At 59.6% G+C, this 21,357-nt stretch carries 20 protein-coding genes; 8 read left to right on the top strand and 12 right to left on the bottom strand.

Annotation, left to right across the window (positions count from 1 at the left end):
- Window positions 1–195: 195 nt before the first annotated feature.
- On the bottom strand, window positions 196–1,671 hold the full coding sequence (locus tag RT657_RS04180; protein ID WP_313652669.1) for an AlkA N-terminal domain-containing protein: 1,476 nt from the start codon (window positions 1,669–1,671) through the stop codon (window positions 196–198).
- A gap of 158 nt (window positions 1,672–1,829) precedes the next feature.
- Here RT657_RS04180 and RT657_RS04175 point away from each other — a divergent pair, with 158 nt between their 5' ends.
- The 3 genes from RT657_RS04175 to pnuC all read left to right on the top strand — a co-directional run bounded on the left by RT657_RS04175 (window position 1,830) and on the right by pnuC (window position 4,306).
- Window positions 1,830–2,357 (top strand): methylated-DNA--[protein]-cysteine S-methyltransferase, encoded by a 528-nt coding sequence (locus RT657_RS04175; RefSeq protein ID WP_313652668.1) that lies wholly within the window; start codon window positions 1,830–1,832, stop codon window positions 2,355–2,357.
- A gap of 140 nt (window positions 2,358–2,497) precedes the next feature.
- The gene (gene nadA / locus RT657_RS04170) at window positions 2,498–3,559 is read left to right on the top strand and encodes a quinolinate synthase NadA (RefSeq protein WP_313652667.1); all 1,062 of its coding nucleotides are present in this window, start codon (window positions 2,498–2,500) and stop codon (window positions 3,557–3,559) included.
- 24 nt (window positions 3,560–3,583) lie between these two features.
- A complete protein-coding gene (pnuC, locus tag RT657_RS04165; protein ID WP_313652665.1) occupies window positions 3,584–4,306 on the top strand; it encodes a nicotinamide riboside transporter PnuC in 723 nt (240 codons plus the stop codon).
- Here pnuC and zitB read toward each other — a convergent pair.
- The 4 genes from zitB to RT657_RS04145 all read right to left on the bottom strand — a co-directional run bounded on the left by zitB (window position 4,300) and on the right by RT657_RS04145 (window position 9,375).
- Window positions 4,300–5,295 carry a CDF family zinc transporter ZitB gene (zitB, locus tag RT657_RS04160; protein WP_313652664.1) on the bottom strand — a complete coding sequence of 332 codons (996 nt, stop codon included), beginning with the start codon at window positions 5,293–5,295 and terminating at the stop codon, window positions 4,300–4,302. The genes pnuC and zitB overlap by 7 nt on opposite strands.
- Window positions 5,273–8,323 (bottom strand): ATP-binding protein, encoded by a 3,051-nt coding sequence (locus RT657_RS04155; protein ID WP_313652663.1) that lies wholly within the window; start codon window positions 8,321–8,323, stop codon window positions 5,273–5,275. The genes zitB and RT657_RS04155 overlap by 23 nt, the downstream gene beginning before the upstream one ends.
- Before the next feature lie 5 nt (window positions 8,324–8,328).
- Window positions 8,329–8,913, bottom strand: a complete 585-nt coding sequence (locus RT657_RS04150; protein WP_313652662.1) for a response regulator transcription factor — start codon at window positions 8,911–8,913, stop codon at window positions 8,329–8,331.
- A gap of 99 nt (window positions 8,914–9,012) precedes the next feature.
- The gene (locus RT657_RS04145) at window positions 9,013–9,375 is read right to left on the bottom strand and encodes a YbgS-like family protein (RefSeq protein ID WP_313652661.1); all 363 of its coding nucleotides are present in this window, start codon (window positions 9,373–9,375) and stop codon (window positions 9,013–9,015) included.
- 287 nt (window positions 9,376–9,662) lie between these two features.
- Between RT657_RS04145 and aroG the strand changes: the two genes are divergently transcribed.
- Window positions 9,663–10,715 carry a 3-deoxy-7-phosphoheptulonate synthase AroG gene (gene aroG / locus RT657_RS04140; protein ID WP_313652660.1) on the top strand — a complete coding sequence of 351 codons (1,053 nt, stop codon included), beginning with the start codon at window positions 9,663–9,665 and terminating at the stop codon, window positions 10,713–10,715.
- Window positions 10,716–10,797: 82 nt separating this feature from the next.
- Here the strand turns inward: aroG and gpmA are convergent, their stop codons facing one another.
- The 6 genes from gpmA to modE form a co-directional block, all read right to left on the bottom strand.
- Window positions 10,798–11,550, bottom strand: a complete 753-nt coding sequence (gene gpmA, locus RT657_RS04135) for a 2,3-diphosphoglycerate-dependent phosphoglycerate mutase (RefSeq protein WP_009091367.1) — start codon at window positions 11,548–11,550, stop codon at window positions 10,798–10,800.
- Window positions 11,551–11,701: 151 nt separating this feature from the next.
- The gene (galM, locus tag RT657_RS04130) at window positions 11,702–12,736 is read right to left on the bottom strand and encodes a galactose-1-epimerase (RefSeq protein ID WP_313652659.1); all 1,035 of its coding nucleotides are present in this window, start codon (window positions 12,734–12,736) and stop codon (window positions 11,702–11,704) included.
- Window positions 12,730–13,878, bottom strand: a complete 1,149-nt coding sequence (gene galK / locus RT657_RS04125) for a galactokinase (RefSeq protein ID WP_313652658.1) — start codon at window positions 13,876–13,878, stop codon at window positions 12,730–12,732. The genes galM and galK overlap by 7 nt, the downstream gene beginning before the upstream one ends.
- On the bottom strand, window positions 13,875–14,921 hold the full coding sequence (galT, locus tag RT657_RS04120) for a galactose-1-phosphate uridylyltransferase (protein ID WP_313652657.1): 1,047 nt from the start codon (window positions 14,919–14,921) through the stop codon (window positions 13,875–13,877). The genes galK and galT overlap by 4 nt, the downstream gene beginning before the upstream one ends.
- Before the next feature lie 230 nt (window positions 14,922–15,151).
- Window positions 15,152–16,624 (bottom strand): molybdate ABC transporter ATP-binding protein ModF, encoded by a 1,473-nt coding sequence (modF, locus tag RT657_RS04115; protein WP_313652656.1) that lies wholly within the window; start codon window positions 16,622–16,624, stop codon window positions 15,152–15,154.
- A gap of 69 nt (window positions 16,625–16,693) precedes the next feature.
- A complete protein-coding gene (modE, locus tag RT657_RS04110) occupies window positions 16,694–17,476 on the bottom strand; it encodes a molybdenum-dependent transcriptional regulator (protein WP_313652655.1) in 783 nt (260 codons plus the stop codon).
- Window positions 17,477–17,612: 136 nt separating this feature from the next.
- On the opposite strand from modE, the gene RT657_RS04105 reads away from it, so the two are divergent.
- The 4 genes from RT657_RS04105 to modC all read left to right on the top strand — a co-directional run bounded on the left by RT657_RS04105 (window position 17,613) and on the right by modC (window position 20,431).
- A complete protein-coding gene (locus RT657_RS04105) occupies window positions 17,613–17,768 on the top strand; it encodes an AcrZ family multidrug efflux pump-associated protein (RefSeq protein ID WP_098051177.1) in 156 nt (51 codons plus the stop codon).
- Between the two features lie 145 nt (window positions 17,769–17,913).
- The gene (modA, locus tag RT657_RS04100; RefSeq protein WP_313652654.1) at window positions 17,914–18,687 is read left to right on the top strand and encodes a molybdate ABC transporter substrate-binding protein; all 774 of its coding nucleotides are present in this window, start codon (window positions 17,914–17,916) and stop codon (window positions 18,685–18,687) included.
- Window positions 18,684–19,373, top strand: coding sequence for a molybdate ABC transporter permease subunit (modB, locus tag RT657_RS04095; protein ID WP_313652652.1), 690 nt, complete (start codon window positions 18,684–18,686; stop codon window positions 19,371–19,373). The genes modA and modB overlap by 4 nt, the downstream gene beginning before the upstream one ends.
- Window positions 19,373–20,431 carry a molybdenum ABC transporter ATP-binding protein ModC gene (gene modC, locus RT657_RS04090; RefSeq protein WP_313652650.1) on the top strand — a complete coding sequence of 353 codons (1,059 nt, stop codon included), beginning with the start codon at window positions 19,373–19,375 and terminating at the stop codon, window positions 20,429–20,431. The genes modB and modC overlap by 1 nt, the downstream gene beginning before the upstream one ends.
- Here the strand turns inward: modC and RT657_RS04085 are convergent, their stop codons facing one another.
- Window positions 20,432–21,250: a pyridoxal phosphatase gene (locus RT657_RS04085; RefSeq protein WP_313652648.1), complete on the bottom strand. Its 819-nt coding sequence runs from the start codon at window positions 21,248–21,250 to the stop codon at window positions 20,432–20,434.
- Between the last annotated feature and the right edge of the window lie 107 nt (window positions 21,251–21,357).

The following is a 21,357-nucleotide window of genomic DNA, read 5'->3' as shown; positions in this document are numbered from 1 at the left end:
GAGCAGTTGACTTTTAATCAATTGGTCGCAGGTTCGAATCCTGCACGACCCACCAATTAAGAAAAAAGCGCCTCGGGCGCTTTTTTCGTTTTCAGCGCACGGGTTCAGAGGTGCAGGATGAGAACCTGCAGCAGGTTCGACTCAATGACTCTGCGCTGCAGGCTGAGCCGTCAGTCTGCCTCCTCACCGCCACCGTCACGGCTTTTTCTTCGCTTTCGCCACCGCCAGGCTCTCCCAGATATGCATCACCGCATAGCTGCGCCAGGGGCGCCAGGTATGTGAGCGCGCCTCCGCCTGCGAAGCCGTCATGCCGCCCAGATTATTACGGATGGCGATATCCTCTTTGGGAAAGGCATCCGGCCAGCGCAGGGCGCGCATTGCGATATAGTGCGCGGTCCAGGGCCCAATGCCCGGCAGGCTGACCAGCTTCTTTATCACCTCGTCTGGCGACTGAGCGGCACTGAGTCGCAGCTCGCCGCTGGCACAGGCAGTGGCAAAGGCAATGATGGCACGAGAGCGTGCGGCGCTGACGATGCCGAGTGGCGCCACGTCATCCACCGTCGATGCAGCAATGCGTTCAGGCAGCGCGGTGTAGCGGGTCAGATCGGGAAACGGTGTTTCACAGGGCTCGCCGAACGCGGCGGCGAAACGGCTGCTGACGGTGGTCGCCGCTTTGACCGTCACCTGCTGGCCGATAATCGCACGCACGCCCAGCTCAAAGGCGTCGAACGCGCCAGGCACGCGCAGGCCGGGATGCGCCAGCAGGCTGGGCGCCAGCAGCGGATCCTGTGACAGACAGGCCGCGATACGCTGCGGCTGAGCATCCAGATCGAACAGATCGCGCAAACGACGCAGCAGCAGCGGCAGCACCGGCGTCAGCGACGCAGAGAGCGTCACCTGCAGCGCATTTTTCTGCGGCAGATGCGACACGCTGACCCAGCCCCGGCAGCGCCCTAATGCCACGGTGCGTCGCCAGCAGCCATCCTCTACCGCCTCGACCTCTTTCATCAGGTGCGTCTGCAAAAACCAGAGCATTGCCGCCCAGTCGTAGGGCGGGCGATAAACCAGCCGCAGCGTAATGCGGTCACCCGACTGCGTGGCCTGAACTGCGCTCTCATCCCGGCGCAGTGCGCTGGGCGTCATCCGGTAGCGTGCCTGAAAGACATCGTTAAAACGCCGCAGGCTGCGAAAGCCGCTGGCGTAGGCGACCTCCGTGACCGGCAGCCGGGTTTCCGTCAGCAGCTGCTTTGCCAGCAGCATGCGGCGCGTCTGTTTCAGCTCCAGCGGCGACACCCCCAGCTCCTGCTGCACGATGCGCCGTAGCTGGCGCAGACTGAGCCCGAACTCCGCCGCAATCGCCTCCAGCCCTTCGCGCTCCTCCAGCATTCCCTCCTCAATACGCTGAACCAGCCGCTCCGCCACGCGATGAGGTTGATCGACCGGCGCGTTTCCCGGGGCCAGCTCAGGGCGACAGCGCAGGCAGGGGCGAAAGCGGGCTTTCTCCGCCGCTTCGGCGCTGTTAAAAAACAGACAGTTTTTAAGCAGCGGCGCTTTCACCGGACAAACCGGACGGCAGTAGATGCCGGTGGAGGTCACGCCAACAAAGAAAACGCCGTCAAAGCGGGTATCACGAGAGGTCAGCGCCTGGTAGGCAATTTCGGGACTGAGCATGGCATTTCTCCGGTAAAGAGCGGCAGTCTATACCGGCATACTCCGTCAGACTGGCTGTTTTCGGACAGCACACTAGTTTAGCCACATGACCGGAAACAGCCAGTCAGGGCCCGGAAAAGTGCGATAATAGGCAACGGAACCATGACGGGAGAATCACCATGTACTACTTCAGAGCGATAGCTACTCCGGTAGGTGAGCTTAAACTGGTCGCCAGCGACAGCGGTCTGGCAGGCATTCTGTGGGAAAATGACGATCCGAAACGCACCCGGTTTTTGCCGCAGGTGCAGGATGACAACCATCCTGTTCTGCGTGAAACCGAGCGTCAGCTTAACGAGTACTTTGCCGGAGAGCGGCGCGACTTCGACCTGCCGCTCGATTTTGTCGGCACCGATTTCCAGAAAAAGGTCTGGCAGGCGCTGATAGCGATCCCGTTTGGCGAAACGCGCAGTTACAGCCAGATTGCGCGAGAGATCGGCCATCCGCTGGCCGTGCGTGCGGTCGGCGCGGCCAACGGACGCAACCCGCTCTCGATTGTTGCGCCCTGTCATCGGGTCATCGGATCCAACGGCAAGCTCACCGGCTTTGCGGGCGGGCTGGATATCAAGGCCTTTTTGCTGTCGCTGGAAAAGCCGCAGCCATCGCTGGCGCTGGCCGGTGAAACGCCGTTGGCGGGACAGGCACTATAACCAGGCTGGCATAAAAAGCGCACGACAGAGCCTGTTTTTTTCGCTATCGTGTTTAGCATATAAAACACAATGGCGTAATCAACGTCATAAGTCGCCTTTTCAGGCGACTTTCGTTAATTAGATAAAACGAGAGCTGTGTCATGAGTGTGATGTTTGATCCTGAAAGCGCCGTTTACCCTTTTCCACCGAAACCTGCCCGCCTGAACGACGATGAAAAGGCGTTCTACCGCGAGAAAATCAAAACCCTGCTGAAAGCGCGTAACGCGGTGATGGTGGCACATTACTACACCGATCCGGAAATTCAGGCGCTGGCAGAGGAGACGGGCGGCTGCGTCTCCGACTCTCTGGAGATGGCGCGCTTTGGCAGTCACCACGCCGCGACCACGCTGCTGGTGGCGGGTGTGCGTTTCATGGGCGAAACCGCCAAAATCCTCAGCCCGGAAAAAACCGTGCTGATGCCCACCCTGCAGGCGGAGTGCTCGCTGGATCTCGGCTGCCCGATTGAGGAGTTCAATGCGTTCTGCGATGCCCATCCCGATCGTACCGTGGTGGTCTATGCCAATACCTCCGCCGCCGTGAAAGCGCGGGCCGACTGGGTCGTCACCTCCAGCATTGCGGTCGAGCTGATTGAGCACCTCGACAGTCTGGGCGAAAAGATCATCTGGGCACCGGATCGCCATCTCGGCCGGTACGTTAGCCAGAAATCGGGCGCAGACGTGCTGTGCTGGCAGGGTGCCTGTATCGTGCATGACGAATTCAAAACCCAGGCTCTGCAGCGGATGAAAGCGCTTTATCCCGACGCGGCGGTGCTGGTGCATCCGGAGTCGCCGCAGGCGATTGTCGACCTGGCGGACGCGGTCGGCTCGACCAGCCAGCTGATCCAGGCCGCGAAGTCGCTGCCGCATCCGCAGATGATTGTGGCCACCGATCGCGGCATCTTCTACAAAATGCAGCAGGCGGTGCCGGATAAAGAGCTGCTGGAAGCGCCAACGGCGGGTGAGGGGGCGACCTGCCGCAGCTGTGCGCACTGTCCGTGGATGGCAATGAACGGCCTGAAAGCCATCGCAGAGGCGCTGGAGTCGGGCGGAGTGGAGCATGAGATTCAGGTAGATGAGACGCTGCGTGAGGCGGCATTACTGCCGCTTAATCGCATGCTATCCTTTGCAGCAGACCTTAAACTCAACGTGAAGGGTAACGCGTAAGCGTTTTCCGGAGAGGTGCTCTGCATGGACTTTTTCAGCACACACAATATTCTGGTTCATATTCCTCTGGGGGCGGGCGGCTACGATCTCTCATGGATTGAAGCTATCGGCACCCTGGCGGGCTTACTTTGCATCTGGTTTGCCAGCCTGGAAAAAATCATCAACTATCCCTTCGGCCTGATTAACGTCACGCTGTTCGCGGTGATTTTCTTTCAGATCCAGCTTTACGCCAGCCTGCTGCTACAGCTCTTCTTCTTTGCCGCCAACCTCTACGGCTGGTACGCCTGGAGTCGCCAGACGGCCGATAACGAGGCGGCGCTGAAAATCCGCTGGCTGCCGCTGCCCAAAGCGCTGGCCTGGGGGGCGGGCTGTGTGATCGCCATTGCGCTGATGACGCGTTATATCGATCCGGTGTTCGCGCTGCTGACCCGTGCGGCCGTTGCGCTGATGAACGCGCTCGGTCTGGCAGTGGCTATGCCCGACCTGCAGCCGGATGCCTTCCCATTCTGGGATGCCTGCATGATGGTGCTGTCGATTGCGGCGATGGTGCTGATGACGCGCAAATATGTCGAGAACTGGCTGCTGTGGGTAATCATCAATGTGATCAGCGTGATGATATTCGCCCGTCAGGGCGTCTATGCGATGTCACTGGAGTATGCGATTCTGACGCTGATCGCACTGAATGGTTCACGTATCTGGATTCGCAGCGCGCGGCAACAGGGTTCCCGCGCGCTGTCGGCTCAGTGAGTGTGCGCCTTGCCGCTGGCGTGAGCCGAGTCATGATCATGGTCATGACCCGGCGAATGGCTATGATGATGGCCGCTGGCCGCCGCACTGCTTAAGCCCAGTTGACATTCGGCACCGGTGCAGGGCTGATACTCCATCTGCACCGTGGCATGTTCAATCTGGTAGTGCTGCCGCAGATAGTCGTGAATACGGTGCAGCAGCGCATCGTGATCGTAAGGCGGGATCACCTGCGCATGCAGCGTCAGCAGCGGTTTTTCACCGACCTGCCACAGATGCACATGGTGAACATTGCGCACCTCGGCAATGTTCAGCGTGAGATCGCGCATCAGCCGGTTCACATCCAGCGAATGCGGTGCGCCTTCCAGTAACTCCTGCAGACTCTCCCGCAGCAGCGACCAGGCGCTGCGCAGCACCAGCAGCGAAACCAGCAGCGACAGAATCGGGTCGATGGGCATCCAGCCGGTCAGCAGAATGATCACCGCCGCGACGATCGCGCCTACCGACCCCAGCAGATCCCCCATGACATGCAGCGCAGCCGCACGGACGTTAAGGTTTTTCTCTTCGCTGCCGTGATGCAGCAGCCAGAATGACAGCAGATTGGCCAGCAGCCCGCCAATCGCGATCCCCAGCATCAGGCCACCGGTTACCGGCTGTGGATCGGCGAAGCGGCGCACTGCCTCCCAGACGATTAGCGCGGTAATGCCCAGCAGTGCGATGGCGTTGACAAAGGCTGCCAGCGTAGTCAGCCGCAGCAGACCAAAGGTATGGCGTGCGTTGGGTTTGCGCTGTGAAAACTGTACGGCCAGTAATGCCATCAGCAGCGCGGCGGCATCGGTCAGCATGTGCCCGGCATCCGCCAGCAGTGCCAGCGAACCGGAGATCCAGCCGCCAATAACTTCGGCAACCATAAAGAGAACGGTCACCCCGAAGGCGGCCGCCAGTCGCGTGCGATTACTGTTCTGCCCGCTATGAGTGTGGGTGTGTGCCATAAGATTCCAGTTTTTTGAGTAACCTGTTGGTTAATAATATCAGTGATTGCCACGTCTCAGAGGGATCCTGATGCGCGCCTGCCTGTTCTACCAGTTGCTGGCTAAGCTGCGCGCCCTGATCCAGTCCCGCCAGCAGCCAGCTTCCCTTCATTCTGTGCGCCGCATCAGCAAACGCAGGCCAGTCTGCCCGGGCGTACGCCTCATGCATAGCCGCCAGATCCTGTGTCAGTGTGCTATGCAGCGTCCGGCTCAGGCGAGTGAGAAAGGTTTGATTCTGCTGTGCCAGCTGCCACAGGTTATCATCCAGCATCGCCAGCGGATCGTGCTGAAACGCCATCAGCAGCGCGCGGAGATCGGCTAACTGAACAGGTTTGATCAGCACCCGCTCCTGCGCCTCCAGGGGGCGCGTCAGCAGCTGCGCGTCGGCCGAGCAGAGTACCCGCATTGCCTGCCGTCCGCGCTGACGGTCACGCCGTCGCAGCAGACGCAGCAGCAGCGTGCCGTCGGGCCGTGGCATCATCTGGTCGATAAACAACAGGTCATACGGCCGCTGGGCATCGGCCCGCAAAAGCGCACGTCCCTCCTCGAAAATATCAGCCTGAATTGCGAAGCGCGTCAGCTGCTGCTGCATCACCAGTAGGTTGGCCGGATGGTCGTCCACAATGGCTACCCGCAGTCCAGGAAAGGCGGGCAGGGTGGTTTCATCATCATGACCGGACGGCGTGACAGGCTCCAGCGGCAGCGTGACGGTCACCTGCGTTCCCTGACCGGGTTCAGAGACAAGCCGGATATCCCCCCCCATCCGCAGCACCATCTCACGACAGATAAACAGCCCCAGCCCGCTGCCCTGCACCGACACCGCTTTCCCGGACGGGGCCTGATACCAGGGATCAAACAACTTCAGCTGTTCGTCCGGCGGAATCCCGCTACCGCTGTCGCTGACCTGCAGGATCAGCTGCTGCTCTGCGGCCAGTGTCAGGCGGATGATGCCGTGACGGGTAAATTTCAGCGCATTGGTCACCAGATTGTTGACCACCTGCTGCAGGCGGTCGGCATCGATCAGGACGCTCTCAGGCAGCGGGGTCAGCGCCTCGACGATCAGACGCGGACCCTCTGCGCGCATTAAAGGATGATAAAAGTGCTGCTGCTGATCAAGCCACTGCGCCAGCGCCAGCGGACGCGGGGCCAGTGTAAAACTGTTGCTCTCAATACGCGCATGATCCTGCAGGTCGTTCAGCAGAGTCAGCAAAGCCTGTGCGCTGCTGTGCAGCAGCGTCAGGTTCTGGCTGCTGCGCTGCTGCTTCTCCAGCTCCAGCAGCCCCAGAATCGCCTGCATTGGGGTGCGCAGCTCATGGCTGACGGTCGCCAGAAACTGGCTTTTCATTGCGTTGGCATGTTCAGCCTGCTCACGCTGCTGCCGCTCCCGGCGCTGCTGCCAGTAGCGTCGGGCCAGCAGCAGCAGAAGTAATATAATCGCCGCACCCGCCACCGCCAGCACCATCATCGGCAGCGAACGCATGACCATCACGCTGCCAGGCTGCGGGGGCGTGGACCAGCTGTCGCGCATCCGGCTCTGCGTGTCGGCCGGGATCTGCTGCAATGCGCGATCGAGCAGCGTTCGCAGCACCGGCTGGTCGGGCGTTACGCCCAGCGCAACGGGCCAGGCGATGTCGCTGGCAGCAAAGGCGAAATGAATGCGGGTGTCATCGCGGCTGGCGAGGCGCCAGCGGGCGGAGAGCACGTTATCGACCAGTACATCGATTTCGCCCTTTGCCAGCGCATCATAAAGGCTGTTGCGGTCGGCAAAGGGCTGGGAGGGCAGATCGGCGGGTAGCAGACGCTGCGCCAGGTCACCCTGTAATACACCAATCCGCTTGCCGCGCAGATCGCGCCAGTGCGCAGGGGTAGCGGCGCGAAGGCTGTAGATTCCCCAGAGTGCGCGCCACACCGGCAGCGAGGTGCTCTGCATCGACTCGCCGTTGAGTGGCTGCATCAGGTGTAGCATCGCCCGCTGCTGCGCCATCAGCGCACTGGCCTGACGCGGATTGCTGACCCAGACCGGCTCAAACTGCAAGCCGGTGCTCTGCGCGACCGCCTTCAGCACATCGACGCTATAGCCCCGGGCGGTGCCACTGGCGTCACGATAACTCCAGGGATAGTTATCGGGTTCGGCGGTGTAAGTAATACGCGGATGCGCGGCTATCCAGGCGCGTTCTGTCGGGCTGAGCATCAGGGTCTGCGTATCCTGATAACGTGGCAGGCTGCTGCTCCAGCGGGCCTGCAGCGTATTCATCAGTTCCGCAGGCAGCTGACGCAGGCTCTGATTAATCCAGCTGATCAACCGGGGATCACGCGCGATCGCGCGCAGATTGAGCTGTCCGGCGTCGATATGAGAGGCGATCTGGTAGATCTGCCCCTGCTGCAGCTGGCTCAGCAGGAAACCGGCGCTGGTCTCATCTGCCACCAGATAATCATTCTGCTGATTCAGCAGAGTATAGAGTGCCTGGAGGTCGTTGCTGTAGTGACGCCAGCTATGGCGAGCTGCCAGCGCAGGCGGGAGCTGCGCCAGGGTAGTGTCGCTGATTGCCAGCGTGGCGTTGTGACTATTGAACATCACGGCACGCTGGTTCTGCTGATTGCGGTAGACACGTAGCGGACTGCTGTACCAGTTATCGCTGCTCAGAATGGTGTCGGGCAGGGGGGCAATCCACATGCCCAGAGCAAAATCGAGCTGGCCGCTGTTCAGCGCCTGCAGCAGCTGTGGCTGATCGCGATAGAGACTGAGCCTGAACTGTGCACCGGTCAGCTGCCGCAGCGCAGAGAGATAGTCGGCGTTGATACCGTAAAGATCGTTGCCGATACGCATCGTCCAGGGCGCGTGGTTCTCTTCCAGCAGACCGACGCGCAGAATTTTTCCCTGCATGGTGTCGGCATGCGTCACCGGCAGCATCATCGGCAGATTCACGCTGCTCACTGGTCGCACCTCAGCCAGCGCCGGACCACACAGCAGCAGCAGGATCAGCAACATGGTTCTCACTGCTGCGCTTTCCACAGGTCAGCCAGCTCTACCACCGAGCGGGCACCGGTCTTTTCAAGAATGTTCTTTTTATGCGTACTGACGGTTTTATTACTGATGTGCAGCTGGTCGGCGATCTGCAGGTTAGACAGGCCGCTGGCCAGCAGCGCCAGAATCTGCTGCTCCTTCTGTGTCAGCGGCAGTTCAGGCTCATCCTCGTCCATCTGGGGAAAGGCCGTCTGACCGCCCAGCACCGCCAGGATGGCACTGAGCAGCTGCGCCATGCGCTGACTCTTTACCACATAACCTGCGGCACCCAGCGCCTGGGCGCGCCGCATAGTGTGCCGCGTCTGCTGTGCGGAGTAGATCAGAACCGGGCAGTCGGGCCGATGGATCTTCAGGCGGCGCAGGATTTCCAGGCCATCGCCATCCGGCAGGCCGATATCCAGCACAATGATATCCAGTGGCTGCTGAAGCAGGGGACGGGCGTCTTTTTCACAGCTGGCAGAGAGGAGCTGAACCGGAACGGGTGACTGGAGCAGCGCGGCTTCAAGTGCCACTTCGACCAGCGGATGATCGTCAATCAAAAGCAAAACGGCCATGAAGGATTCCCTGTCAATTTAACAGGATTAGCATAGCGGAAGAGTCGGATGGAAGGGAGAGAAACCAGGAGAACGTGCGCTCTCCTGGTTAAAACAGCATTACTGCGTGGTACCGTCGGTCTTAGTGTTGACGTCGCCGCCACCCACTTTAGTTTCAACCTTACGGTTGATGTTTGGACACTTGCCATCTTTACACTGGCTGTTCTGGTCAATTTCGTTGGCAGACATATTGCCCGCACTGCTGGTGCTGCCGGATGTGGCAGAATTCATGTCGTGGCCGGTATTGTTGATTTTGTCATTATCGACATTATTTGGCGGCAGATTTTCTTTAGCACCGGGCGCAACGGCACCTGCGCTGGCTGCCTGATTGGCTGTGCCGTTATTGCCGCCCTCAGCCAGGGCCGCGCCGCTGCCTAGTGTCATTGCTGCTGTCAAAAAGAGTAAGGCAAACTTTTTCATCATTATACTCCCATTAATTATTGAAGAGGCTTTTAGCCCAGAGGTGCAATTTCGGGTAAGAAAATCCCTGACGAAATAATATCCGCCAGTTTGCTTAAACAGGGTGATTAAATTGTGTAAGCGGGACGTTCCTCAGTGCTTACCTTTAAAAAGTCTAGTCGGTAACCTGATTATTGCAAATATCACCCGCACAACTGAACCGCTGCGGGAATTTACACCCCTGGCACTTCGGGCTACATTGGGCGGGTTGTGTCCGGCGGGCGCCGGGCCAGAAATAATATGGAATCAGTATGAATTACCAGAACGATGACTTACGCATCAAAGAAATTAAAGAGCTGTTACCTCCGGTTGCGCTGCTCGAAAAATTCCCGGCGACCGATCGTGCTGCACAGACCGTCTCACAGGCCCGTCAGGCGATTCACCAGATACTGCAGGGCAGGGATGATCGCCTGCTGGTGGTGATTGGCCCCTGTTCTATTCACGATCCTGACGCGGCCAAAGAGTATGCCGGTCGCCTGCTGGCGCTGCGCGATGAGCTGAAGGGCGAACTCGAAGTGGTGATGCGCGTCTATTTCGAGAAGCCACGCACCACCGTGGGCTGGAAAGGGCTGATCAACGATCCCTATATGGACAACAGCTATCAGCTTAACGATGGCCTGCGCCTGGCGCGCAAACTGCTGCTGGATATTAACGACAGCGGCTTACCGGCAGCGGGCGAGTTTCTGGATATGATTACCCCGCAGTATGTGGCTGACCTGATGAGCTGGGGCGCAATTGGTGCGCGAACCACTGAATCTCAGGTACACCGCGAGCTGGCTTCGGGTCTCTCCTGTCCGGTCGGTTTCAAAAACGGCACCGACGGCACGATCAAAGTGGCGATTGATGCGATAAACGCAGCGGGTTCGCCGCACTGCTTCCTCTCTGTAACCAAGTATGGCCACTCCGCAATTGTCGAAACCGGCGGTAACGGCGACTGCCATATCATCCTGCGCGGCGGCAAAGAGCCGAACTACAGCGCGCAGCATGTGGCCGCGGTGAAAGAGGGGCTGGCGAAAGCGGGTCTGCCTCAGCAGGTGATGATCGACTTCAGCCACGCTAACAGCAGCAAGCAGTTCAGGCGTCAGATGGATGTCGCAAATGATGTCGCGCAGCAGCTGAGTGGCGGAGAGCAGGCGATTATCGGTGTGATGATCGAGAGTCATCTGGTGGAAGGCAATCAGAGCCTGGAGAGCGGTGAGCCGCTGGTCTATGGCAAAAGCGTCACTGACGCCTGCATCGGCTGGGAAGACACAGACAACGTGCTGCGTCAGCTGGCGGCAGCGGTAAAACAGCGTCGCGGCTAGGCCATCGGCGTTCAGGCGCCTGCATGCTGCCCAATAAAAAAGGCCAGACGACAGTCTGGCCTTTTTGCCTTTCAGCGCAGAATTACTTCGCTTTACCCTGATTCGCAACGGCTGCGGCTTTTGCGGCAATCTCGTCCTGGTCGCCCAGATAGTAACGTTTCAGTGGTTTGAAGTTTTCATCGAACTCATACACCAGCGGAACGCCGGTCGGGATGTTCAGTTCGAGGATCTCATCTTCGCTCAGGTTATCCAGATATTTTACCAGCGCGCGCAGGGAGTTACCGTGTGCAGCGATAATCACTTTCTCACCGCTTTTGATGCGCGGCAGAATTGTGTCGTTCCAGTAAGGGATCACGCGGTCGATGGTCAGCGCCAGGCTCTCGGTAGTAGGCAGCTGCTCCGGCGTCAGTTTCGCATAACGCGGGTCATGGCCAGGGAAGCGCTCATCGGCACGATCCAGCTCTGGCGGAGTAACGGCAAAGCCGCGACGCCACTGCTTAACCTGCTCATCGCCATATTTCGCAGCGGTTTCCGCTTTGTCCAGACCCTGCAGCGCACCGTAGTGACGCTCGTTCAGACGCCAGGTTTTCTCAACCGGCAGCCAGGCCTGATCCAGCTCATCCAGCACGTTCCACAGCGTGTGAATTGCACGCTTCAGTACGGAAGTGTAAGCAAAATCAAAAACAAAGCCCTCTTTCTTCAGCAGCTGTCCCGCTGATTTGGCTTCGCCACGACCTTTCTCAGAAAGGTCAACATCATACCAACCGGTAAAGCGGTTTTCGTTGTTCCACTGGCTTTCGCCGTGTCGCACCAGAACCAGCTTAGTTACAGCCATAGCTTAACTCCTTAATACTGTGATGTTTCTGTGAGATTGGAAACCTGCTGCTGCCCGCCTGACACACGAGCTGATAGCGCCATACCATAACGGAAAAGCGGGCAGCGCGTAAGCCTGTGTGTGACGCACTGCGCGTTTTTCAGCCGGCCGCTCAGCGTGGCGTGAAGCGATAACGCGTCACGGATTCCCAGCGGTCTCCCGGCTGCAGCCAGCAATCGGGCTGAGGCCACTCAGTGTGATTGGGCGAATCCGGTAAAAATTCGCTCTCCAGCGCGATGCCCTGAAAGGCAGTATAGCGCCCCTGTTCGCGGGCACGCGTCCCGGCCAGATAGTTACCGGTGTAGAACTGCAATGCCGGCGCCGAGGTGGTCACGCTGAGCTGTAATCTGCCATCTTCCGACCAGAGTTCCGCTGCGGGCTGGGTGGCATCGCCTGCGCTGTTCAGCAGGAAGGCGTGATCGTAGCCCTTCACGGCCCGCTGATCTTCGTCTGCCAGGAAATCCTGCGCGACAACTTTGGCGTGGCGGAAATCGAAACTGGTGTCGGCAACCGCTTTCAGCGGCGCATTCGGAATGCCTTCGCTGTCGACCGGCAGATAATGGTCGGCGTGCAGTTGTAAGCGATGCTGGCGGGCGTCGCCATGATGCGCATCAAGGTTGAAGTAGGCATGGTTGGTCAGGTTGACCGGGCAGGGCTGATCGCAGCGCGCTGCATAGTGGATACTCAGGCAGTTCTGATCATCCAGCTGATAGCGTAAATCGGCAATCAGATTACCCGGATAGCCCTGATCGCCATCCGGCGAATCGAGGCGGTAGTGCACCTCGCTGTCGCTCTGACTGACGATCTGCCAGCGGCGCTTATCAAATCCCTCGGGGCCGCCATGCAGCTGATGCGCCCCCTGGTTTGGCACCAGCTGGCGATTCATTTTACTGAGCTTCGCCCCGGCGATACGGTTTGCATAGCGGCCCACCGTCGCGCCCAGATAGGCATCCTGATGAAGGTAGTCAGAAGGGGTGGCGCAGCCGAGCAGGGCTTCACGCACCGTGCCATCCTGCATCGGCACACGGGCAGAGAGCCAGGTGGCCCCCCAGTCCATAAAGGTCACGAGCATACCCTTGGCATTGCGCAGCACCGTGATACGCCACGGCTGACCGTCGGGCGCGTGGGAATTGACGTCATTCAGCATGGGCCAGCTCCTTCGGAGGCTTTACAGACGTAGAAGGTTTCTTTAATGCCGGTCTGCGCTTCATACTGCTCCGCCACGGCTGCTTTCACCTGCTCAACCCGATCCTGCGGCATCAGGGCAACGATACAGCCACCGAAACCGCCGCCGGTCATGCGGACGCCGCCATGCTCGCCGATCTGCGCCTTGACGATCGCGACCAGCGTATCGATTGGCGGCACGGTGATCTCAAAATCGTCACGCATTGAGGCGTGCGATTCAGCCATCAGCTCGCCCATGCGCGTCAGGTCGCCCCGGGTCAGCGCATCGGCCGCTTCCAGCGTGCGGGCGTTTTCGGTCAGGACGTGACGCACACGTTTTGCCACCTGTGGATCGAGCTGCGATTCTGCTGCCTCGAACTCCGCCAGCTCAACGTCACGCAGCGCCTTTTTATTAAAGAAACGCGCCCCCGCCTCGCACTGTTCACGGCGGGTGTTGTATTCGCTGCCGACCAGGGTACGACGGAAGTTAGAGTTGATAATCACCACGGCGACATCATCGGGCATCGAAACCGGACGGGTGCCGAGCGTGCGGCAGTCAAGCAGCATCGCATGATCTTTCTGGCCCAGTGCGGAGATCAGCTGATCCATGATGCCGCAGTTACAGCCCACGAACTGGTTCTCGGCTTCCTGGCCATTGACTGCGATTGCTGCGCCATCCAGCGGCAGGTTGTAGAGCTGCTGAACCACGGTGCCGACCGCCACTTCCAGCGAGGCGGAGGAGCTGAGGCCTGCACCCTGCGGGACATTGCCGCTGATCACCATATCGATGCCGCCAAAATCGGCATGACGCTGCTGCAGATGTTTCACCACGCCGCGAACATAGTTGGCCCACATTGGCGCCTGCACGCTGACGATCGGCTCATCCAGTGAGAAGGTGTCCTGCGCATTCTCATAGTCTGCGGCGACAACGCGGATCTGACGGTCGTCACGACGGGAGCAGGCGATCACGGTCTGATAGTCAATGGCGCACGGCAGCACAAAGCCATCGTTGTAGTCGGTATGCTCGCCAATCAGGTTAACGCGGCCCGGCGCCTGAATGGTGTGCGTGGCGGCGTAACCAAAGGTGTCAGAGAAAAGCTGCTGCGTGATGGTTTTTAAGCTCATTGTTGTGCCTCACGGAAGTGAACGTCGCTGACAGAACGCAGACGTTCCGCCGCCTGTTCCGCCGTTAAATCGCGTTGGGTTTCGGCCAGCATCTCATAGCCGACCATAAATTTACGCACCGTTGCTGAGCGCAGCAGCGGCGGATAGAAGTGCGCATGCAGCTGCCAGTGGTCGTTGGCTTCGCCGTTGAACGGCGCACCGTGCCAGCCCATGGAGTAGGGGAAGGAGCACTGGAACAGGTTGTCATAGCGGCTGGTCAGCTTCTTGAGTGCTAAAGCCAGGTCAGTGCGCTGCGCCTCGTTAAGGTCTGTCAGACGTCTGACGTGCGCTTTGGGCAGCAGCAGCGTTTCGAATGGCCAGGCGGCCCACCACGGTACCACGGCCAGCCAGTAGTCCGTTTCCACCACGGTGCGGCTGCCATCCCGCCGCTCACGCGCGAGATAATCGACCAGCATCGGTGAGCCTTTTTTAGCGAAGTAGTCGCGCTGGTGGTCATCTTCGCGCTGCGCTTCGTTCGGCAGGAAGCTATTGGCCCAGACCTGACCGTGTGGATGCGGGTTAGAGCAGCCCATCGCCGCGCCTTTGTTCTCGAAAACCTGCACCCACGGATAGTGCTGACCCAGTTCGGCGGTCTGCGTCTGCCAGGTGCGCACCACCTCTTCCAGCGCGCTCAGCGACATCTCCGGCAGGGTTTTGCTGTGATCGGGTGAGAAACAGATGACCCGACTGGTGCCACGGGCGCTTTCACAACGCATCAGCAGATCGTCGCTCTCCGGCGCGTCGGGCGTGTCGGTCATCAGCGCCGCAAAGTCATTGGTGAAGACATAGGTGCCAGAATAGTCCGGATTTTTGTCGCCGGTAATGCGGGTGTTGCCGGCACACAGGAAGCAGTCGGGATCGTGGCTCGGTAACGTATTCACCGCCGGCGTTTCCTGCGCACCCTGCCACGGACGTTTTGCCCGATGCGGTGAAACTAAAATCCATTGATCAGTCAATGGGTTGTAACGGCGATGCGGATGATCGACCGGGTTGAATTTGTCCATGTGAGATCCTGGTAAGCGTCAAAAGCCAAAAAAGCATCCATAAAAAATAACATATCAGCACGCCCGAAAGCGTGATCAAGTCTGGATAAATGGTATCGTTTACACAAGCTGACTATTCTTATTTTATGGCATTGCGCGGGTTTCTGGCACGCCAAAAGCGAGGCTCAATGGTAACGCTTACATTCAGGCGGGGCAGAACGCCGCTGCTGCGGCGCGCATAAGGCGGGGCGTTAGCGCAACGTCTCCTGCCGGTAGTGATAGCCCTCGTCGTGCGGCACAAAGCTCAGGCGATGGGTTATGCAGCCGGGCGCATCTTCGGCATGATGAGAAACAAACAGCAGTTGCGTGCGTCCTTCGCCAATCAGCACATCGACAAAGCGTCGCACCAGCTGGCGATTAAGCGGATCCAGCCCCTGCAGCGGCTCATCGAGAATCAGCAGCGTTGGATGTTTCACCAGCGCGCGGGCAATCAGCACCAGCCGCTGCTGTCCCCATGACAAAGAATGGAAAGGCGCATCGCCCAGACGGTCATCCATCCCCAGCAGCGTCAGCCACTGCTGCGCCAGCGCCTTCTGCCGGTCAGAGGCGGCCTGATAGAGGCCGATCGAGTCAAAAAAGCCTGACAGAATCACGGTCCGGACATTGGTGCTGACGCGGTAATCAAGATGCAGACTGCTGCTGACATAGCCAATATGCTGCTTAATCTCCCAGATGGTTTCGCCGCTGCCGCGACGGCGACCAAACAGCGTGAGATCGTTGCTATAACCCTGCGGATGATCGCCGGTGACCAGGCTTAACAGGGTTGATTTTCCGGCACCGTTCGGCCCAACGATCTGCCAGTGTTCACCTGCGCTGACCTGCCAGTTCAGCCCGCTGATGACGGGGATGTCGTGATAGGCGACGATGCCGTCGCGCAGGATCACGCGCGGCACCTCATCCCCCAGACCGGGCAGCTGATCCGGCACATCCGCCTCCGGCAACGCCATTCCCATCAGCTGTTCACTGTGTGCCAGCTGCGCCACCAGCGCCTCGGTGAGAATGGCCTGGCGCGGCCCGCTGTGGGTCAGCGTACACTCTGCCAGCACACCCACCTGCTGAATGAAGTCGGGGATGTCATCGAAGCGATTGAGCACCAACACCAGGGTAAAGTCAGGCTGTTGCAGGCTGCGCAGCGTGTCGGTCAGGCTGGCGCGCGACGTCACATCCAGACCGTCAAACGGCTCATCGAGGATCAGCAAATCGGGCTGGTTCATCAGCGCCTGACAGAGCAGGGTCTTGCGGGTTTCACCGGTTGAAAGGTATTTAAAGCGACGCGACAATAGCGGTCCGATACCAAACTGGTGGGCAAGCTGTTCGCACCGGCCTGGATCGCTGACCTCCGCCTGAATGACCTCTGCCACGGTCAGTCCGGTGTCCTCTTCTCCTTCACTGAGCATGTCGGTGTTGTTGCGCTGCCACTCCTGCGCCACCAGCGTCTGCAGCTGCTCCAGCGACAGCCGTACCGGCCGGACGAACGTACTGCGGACAGAACCGCTCAGCGGCGGAAGTTCACCGGAAAGAGCACGGGCCAGCGACGATTTGCCGCTGCCGTTGGCGCCGACAAACGCCCAGCTCTCGCCACGCTGGAGATTCAGCGTATCGAGACGCAGCACCCGGGTATCACTCAGACGAAACGTGCCTTGCGAAATGTGCAATGAAGCCATGATATGTTCCATTTTTTGCATCGTATGAGTGAGTTGTAACCATTGCCCGTGGTGAAGTCAAATCAGGCGTCAGAGCAGGGTGGCGACGATCGCCTCCTCCGCATTAAAACTGGCGAACACGGCGTCGCCAGGCTGCAGCGCCAGCTCATGAAGCCGGTCGTTGCTCAGGGTCGCACACAGGGTTTCGCCGCTGGCGAGCTGCATCAGCAGTTCGCTTCTCTGCTCACCAGGCTCAATGGCGGTCAGGGTGGCCGCCAGCTGATTATCCTGCTCTGTGGTGTCGCGACTGACCCGGATCCACGGGGCCTTGATCAGCACCAGCACTTCTTTACCCGTGGCCAGCTGCAGGCGATCGGCACTGCGCTGGGTCAGCGCCACGCTGAGTTGCGTCACGCCATCGGCCAGCTGAATGATCAGATGCTGCACGACCTGGCGGGCATCGTTGCTAATGACGGTACCAAAGAGCTGATTGCGGGCGCTGGTCTGCAGCGAGAAACGGGCGATGGCGGCCAGCATACTGTCAAGCGGCAGCGTATCCTGCTGCAGGGCATCGAAGGCTTTCTGCTGAATCTGCTCCATCAGCTGGAACAGCTGAATCAGACGCTCACCGTAGCGGGTCAGCGTGGCGCCGCCGCCGCCTTTACCGCCGGTGGCTCGCTCGACCAGGGTTTCATCCGCCATCTGGTTCATCTCATTGATCGCATCCCAGGCACTTTTGTAGCTGATGCCGGCCAGCTTTGCGCCCTGACTGATCGATCCTGTCTGCTGAATCCGTTTCAGCAGCGCAATACGTCGCGGATCGGCAAACAGTTTCTGGTGTAAACGGATATGAAGGGACAGTTCGGCTTCCATGACGGCTCCGGCAAAGGGTTAAGGCGAAGGCCGATGATAGCGGCGTTTTGTGACCAAAGTAAAAGCACGAAAAGGGCTGCGCAAAATTTTACTGACCCGTTACAATCACTTCTTTGTTCGCAGAGTGAGACTCTCCATGCTGGAATTACTGAAAAGCCTCGCCGTGGCGATCCTGATGGTCCCTGTGGTAATGGCGCTGATGCTGGGTATGATTTATGGCCTGGGTGAAGTGTTCAATATCTTCTCGAAAGTGGGTCATCGCGAAAAATCTTCCGCCCGTTCGCACAACTGATATCTGCCACGCCTGCCGTCTGTGCGGGCGTGGTCGTTTCTGCCTCGCTTCTGCTCAATCTTCTCTCTCTTTTGCCGATAATTGCATGACGCTGCCCGAACCGGCGTTGTATCATCCGCTACACAACGAATAGCCGGAGAGCATCATGTCATTATCGCTACATCGCTGGGGCCTGGCGGCGCTGGTCACCGTTTCGCTGGCCGGGCAGGCCGTGGCGGCCGATAACATTACCCTGTTTGCGGCGGCTTCCCTGACCAACGCCGTTCAGGACATTGCGACTCAGTATCAAAAGGAAAAAGGGGTGAAAGTCGTCGCCGCTTTTGCCTCCTCGTCAACGCTGGCGCGGCAGATTGAGCAGGGCGCGCCTGCCGATCTCTTTATCTCTGCCGATCAGCAGTGGATGGACGATGCGGTGGCGAAAAAAAGTGTCATTACCCGCAGCCGCGTTACCCTGCTGGGCAACGATCTGGTGCTGGTTGCGCCTCGCAGTGCTGAAGCCCGCGCGGTCACGCTGAACGCAAAGACCGACTGGAAAACGCTGCTGCACGGTGAACGGCTGGCGGTCGGTGATCCGGACCACGTTCCGGCGGGGATCTATGCGAAAGAGGCGCTGCAGTCGCTGGGGGCCTGGCCGGTGGTGGCGCCGCTGTTAGCGCCTGCCAGTAACGTACGGGCGGCGCTGGCGCTGGTCGAGCGTGATGAAACGCCTTACGGCATTGTCTACGGCTCCGACGCGGTCGTCAGTGATAAGGTTGCGGTCGTGGGGCGTTTTCCGGCCACCAGCCACAAGCCCGTGGAATATCCGCTGGCGATTGTGAAGGATCGCGACACGGCCAGCGTGAAAGCGTTTTATGATTATCTGAAAGGGCCGCAGGCTGCGGCGATCTTCAAACACTACGGGTTTACACCGACGAAATGATACTCAGCGATCCCGAATGGCAGGCGGTAGTGCTTAGCCTTAAAGTCTCTGGCATAGCCGTGCTTGGCAGTCTGCCGTTTGGCATCCTGATGGCGTGGATTCTGGTGCGCTGCCGTTTTCCCGGTAAGGCGCTGCTCGACAGCCTGATCCACCTGCCGCTGGTGCTGCCGCCGGTCGTGGTGGGCTATCTGCTGCTGATTACCCTTGGCCGCCGTGGCATCATCGGAGAAAAGCTGTTCGACTGGTTCGGGTTCAGCTTCGCATTCAGCTGGCGCGGGGCCGCACTGGCATCGGCTGTGATTGCGTTTCCGTTGATGGTGCGCGCCATCCGTCTGGCGCTGGAGGCGGTGGATATCCGGCTGGAGCAGGCGGCACGCACGCTGGGCGCTGGGCGCTGGCGGGTCTTTCTGACCATCACGCTGCCGCTGACCCTGCCGGGCGTAATCGTCGGCACGGTGCTGGCCTTTGCCCGCTCGCTGGGCGAGTTCGGCGCCACCATCACCTTTGTCTCAAATATTCCCGGCGAGACGCGCACGCTGCCGCTGGCGATGTATACCCTGATTGAAACGCCTGGCGCGGAAGGGGCGGCGGCGCGGCTCTGCGTTATCGCTATCGTGCTGGCGCTGGCCTCGCTGCTGGCGTCGGAATGGCTGGCACGGCAGGGCCGTAAGCGGATGGGGAACTGATGCTCTCACTTAACGTTATTCAGCAGCAGGGCGACCACCGGCTGGAGGTTGACCTGCAAATCCCGGCCAGGGGGATCACCGCCATCTTTGGCGTCTCCGGTGCCGGGAAAACCTCCCTGATCAACGCCATCAGCGGCCTGACGCAGCCGCAGCACGGACGCATTCAGTTAAACGACCGTCTGCTGTTTGACGCCGATCAGCACGTATCGCTGCCGCCGGAGAAGCGGCGCATCGGCTACGTGTTTCAGGATGCGCGGCTGTTTCCACACTATCGGGTGCGGGGCAACCTGCAATATGGTATGGCCCCGGCAATGAAAGCGCAGTTCGATAACCTGGTGTCGCTGCTGGGTCTGGAGGCGCTGCTGCCCCGTTTCCCCTCGTCGCTGTCGGGCGGTGAAAAACAGCGGGTGGCGATAGGCCGTGCGCTGCTGACCGCACCGGATATGCTGCTGCTGGATGAGCCGCTGGCGTCGCTGGATCTGCCACGCAAACGGGAACTGATGCCCTATCTGCAAAAGCTGGCGAAGCAGGTCGATATTCCCATGCTCTACGTTTCGCACAGCCTGGAGGAGATCCTGCAGCTGGCCGATAACGTGCTGGTGCTGGATGCGGGCAACGTTAAAGCTTTTGGTCCGCTGGAGCGGGTCTGGAGCAGCAGCGCGATGCGGCCGTGGCTGCCGGTAAGCGATCTGACCAGCGTGCTGCGGGTACAGGTGCTGGAACAGCATCCCGACTATCCGATGACTGCACTGTCGCTGGGCGATCAGCACATCTGGGTCAGCCGGGTGAATCAGCCGGTTAAAACCCCCCTGCGTATTCGCATCGCCTCGGCCGATGTCTCACTGGCACTGCAACCGCCGCAGCACAGCTCTATCCGCAATATCTTACCGGCACAGGTGGTGGAGCTGCTGGAGGTCGGGGATCAGGTCGAGGTAAAACTGCGTATCGGTATCAGCGAACTCTGGGCGCGCATCACGCCGTGGGCGCGTGATGAGCTGGGCATCCGGCCCGATCAGTGGCTGTATGCCCAGATAAAGAGCGTCTCGGTGACGCCCTGATTACAGCACGTACTGATAGAGGGTGTCGGCAATGCCGGGTTCCAGGTTGGTGCCGATAACCTTTTTCGCCCGTGCCCGGATGGCCTCATCAGCATTGCCCATCGCCACGCCGAGTCCGGCCGTTTCCAGCATGCTGAGGTCGTTATAGTTATCCCCGAACGCAATCACATCATCCATGGTGAGGCCCAGTGATTCGACCCACTGCGCCAGCCGTCTGCCTTTGCTGTTGCCGCCTCTGGCGATATCCACCTGATCATGCCAGGACCACTCACACGCCAGGCCCAGCTCCGCTTCAACCAGGCTGGCAAACTGCTGCAGTTCCGGAATATTTTGGTGTGACAGGGCAAACTTCCAGATCGCACCGGCGTCACGCGCGGCCTGCGCTAAGTCGGGCACCTGACGGAACAGCGGACGCTGGTGCGCAGGCAGCGATTCAGCCCATTTCAGCGTGCGCGTCACATGGCCGGTGGGCGTCTGATAGAGCATCGCATCATCCACATAGAGCAGCCCGTGGATCTGCTGACGGTCCAGCATCTCAATGACCTGTAAGGCCTGCGCCGGTTCCAGCGGGTCGGCGGCCAGCACCTTTTTCGCCTGATAATCATACAGGTAAGTACCATTACAGCAGATGGCGGGTGTATCCAGTTGTAATGCCTGATAAAAAGGGTGAATGGCGCAGTGATGGCGTCCGGTAACGATAGCCACATGCACACCCGCCTGGCGTGCCTGGTTCAGGGCGTCAACAGACTGTGGCAGAATCGTTTTAGCGGGGGTCAGCAGGGTGCCGTCGAGGTCGAGGGCAATGACACGGTAGCGCATTAATCCTTCCATTTTTCCAGGTTTGCAGGAGGCAGAGTCTACACCTGACTACGGCCCGGAGACAAAAAACCGGACACAAATGATTTCAGCGCAGGGTAGTAAAACAC

The sequence above is a fragment of the Pantoea sp. genome, assembly GCF_032114055.1.
Classification (GTDB): domain Bacteria; phylum Pseudomonadota; class Gammaproteobacteria; order Enterobacterales; family Enterobacteriaceae; genus Pantoea.
The sequence above is the reverse complement of the archived record's forward strand: the minus strand, read 5'-3'. Positions and strand labels throughout refer to the sequence as shown.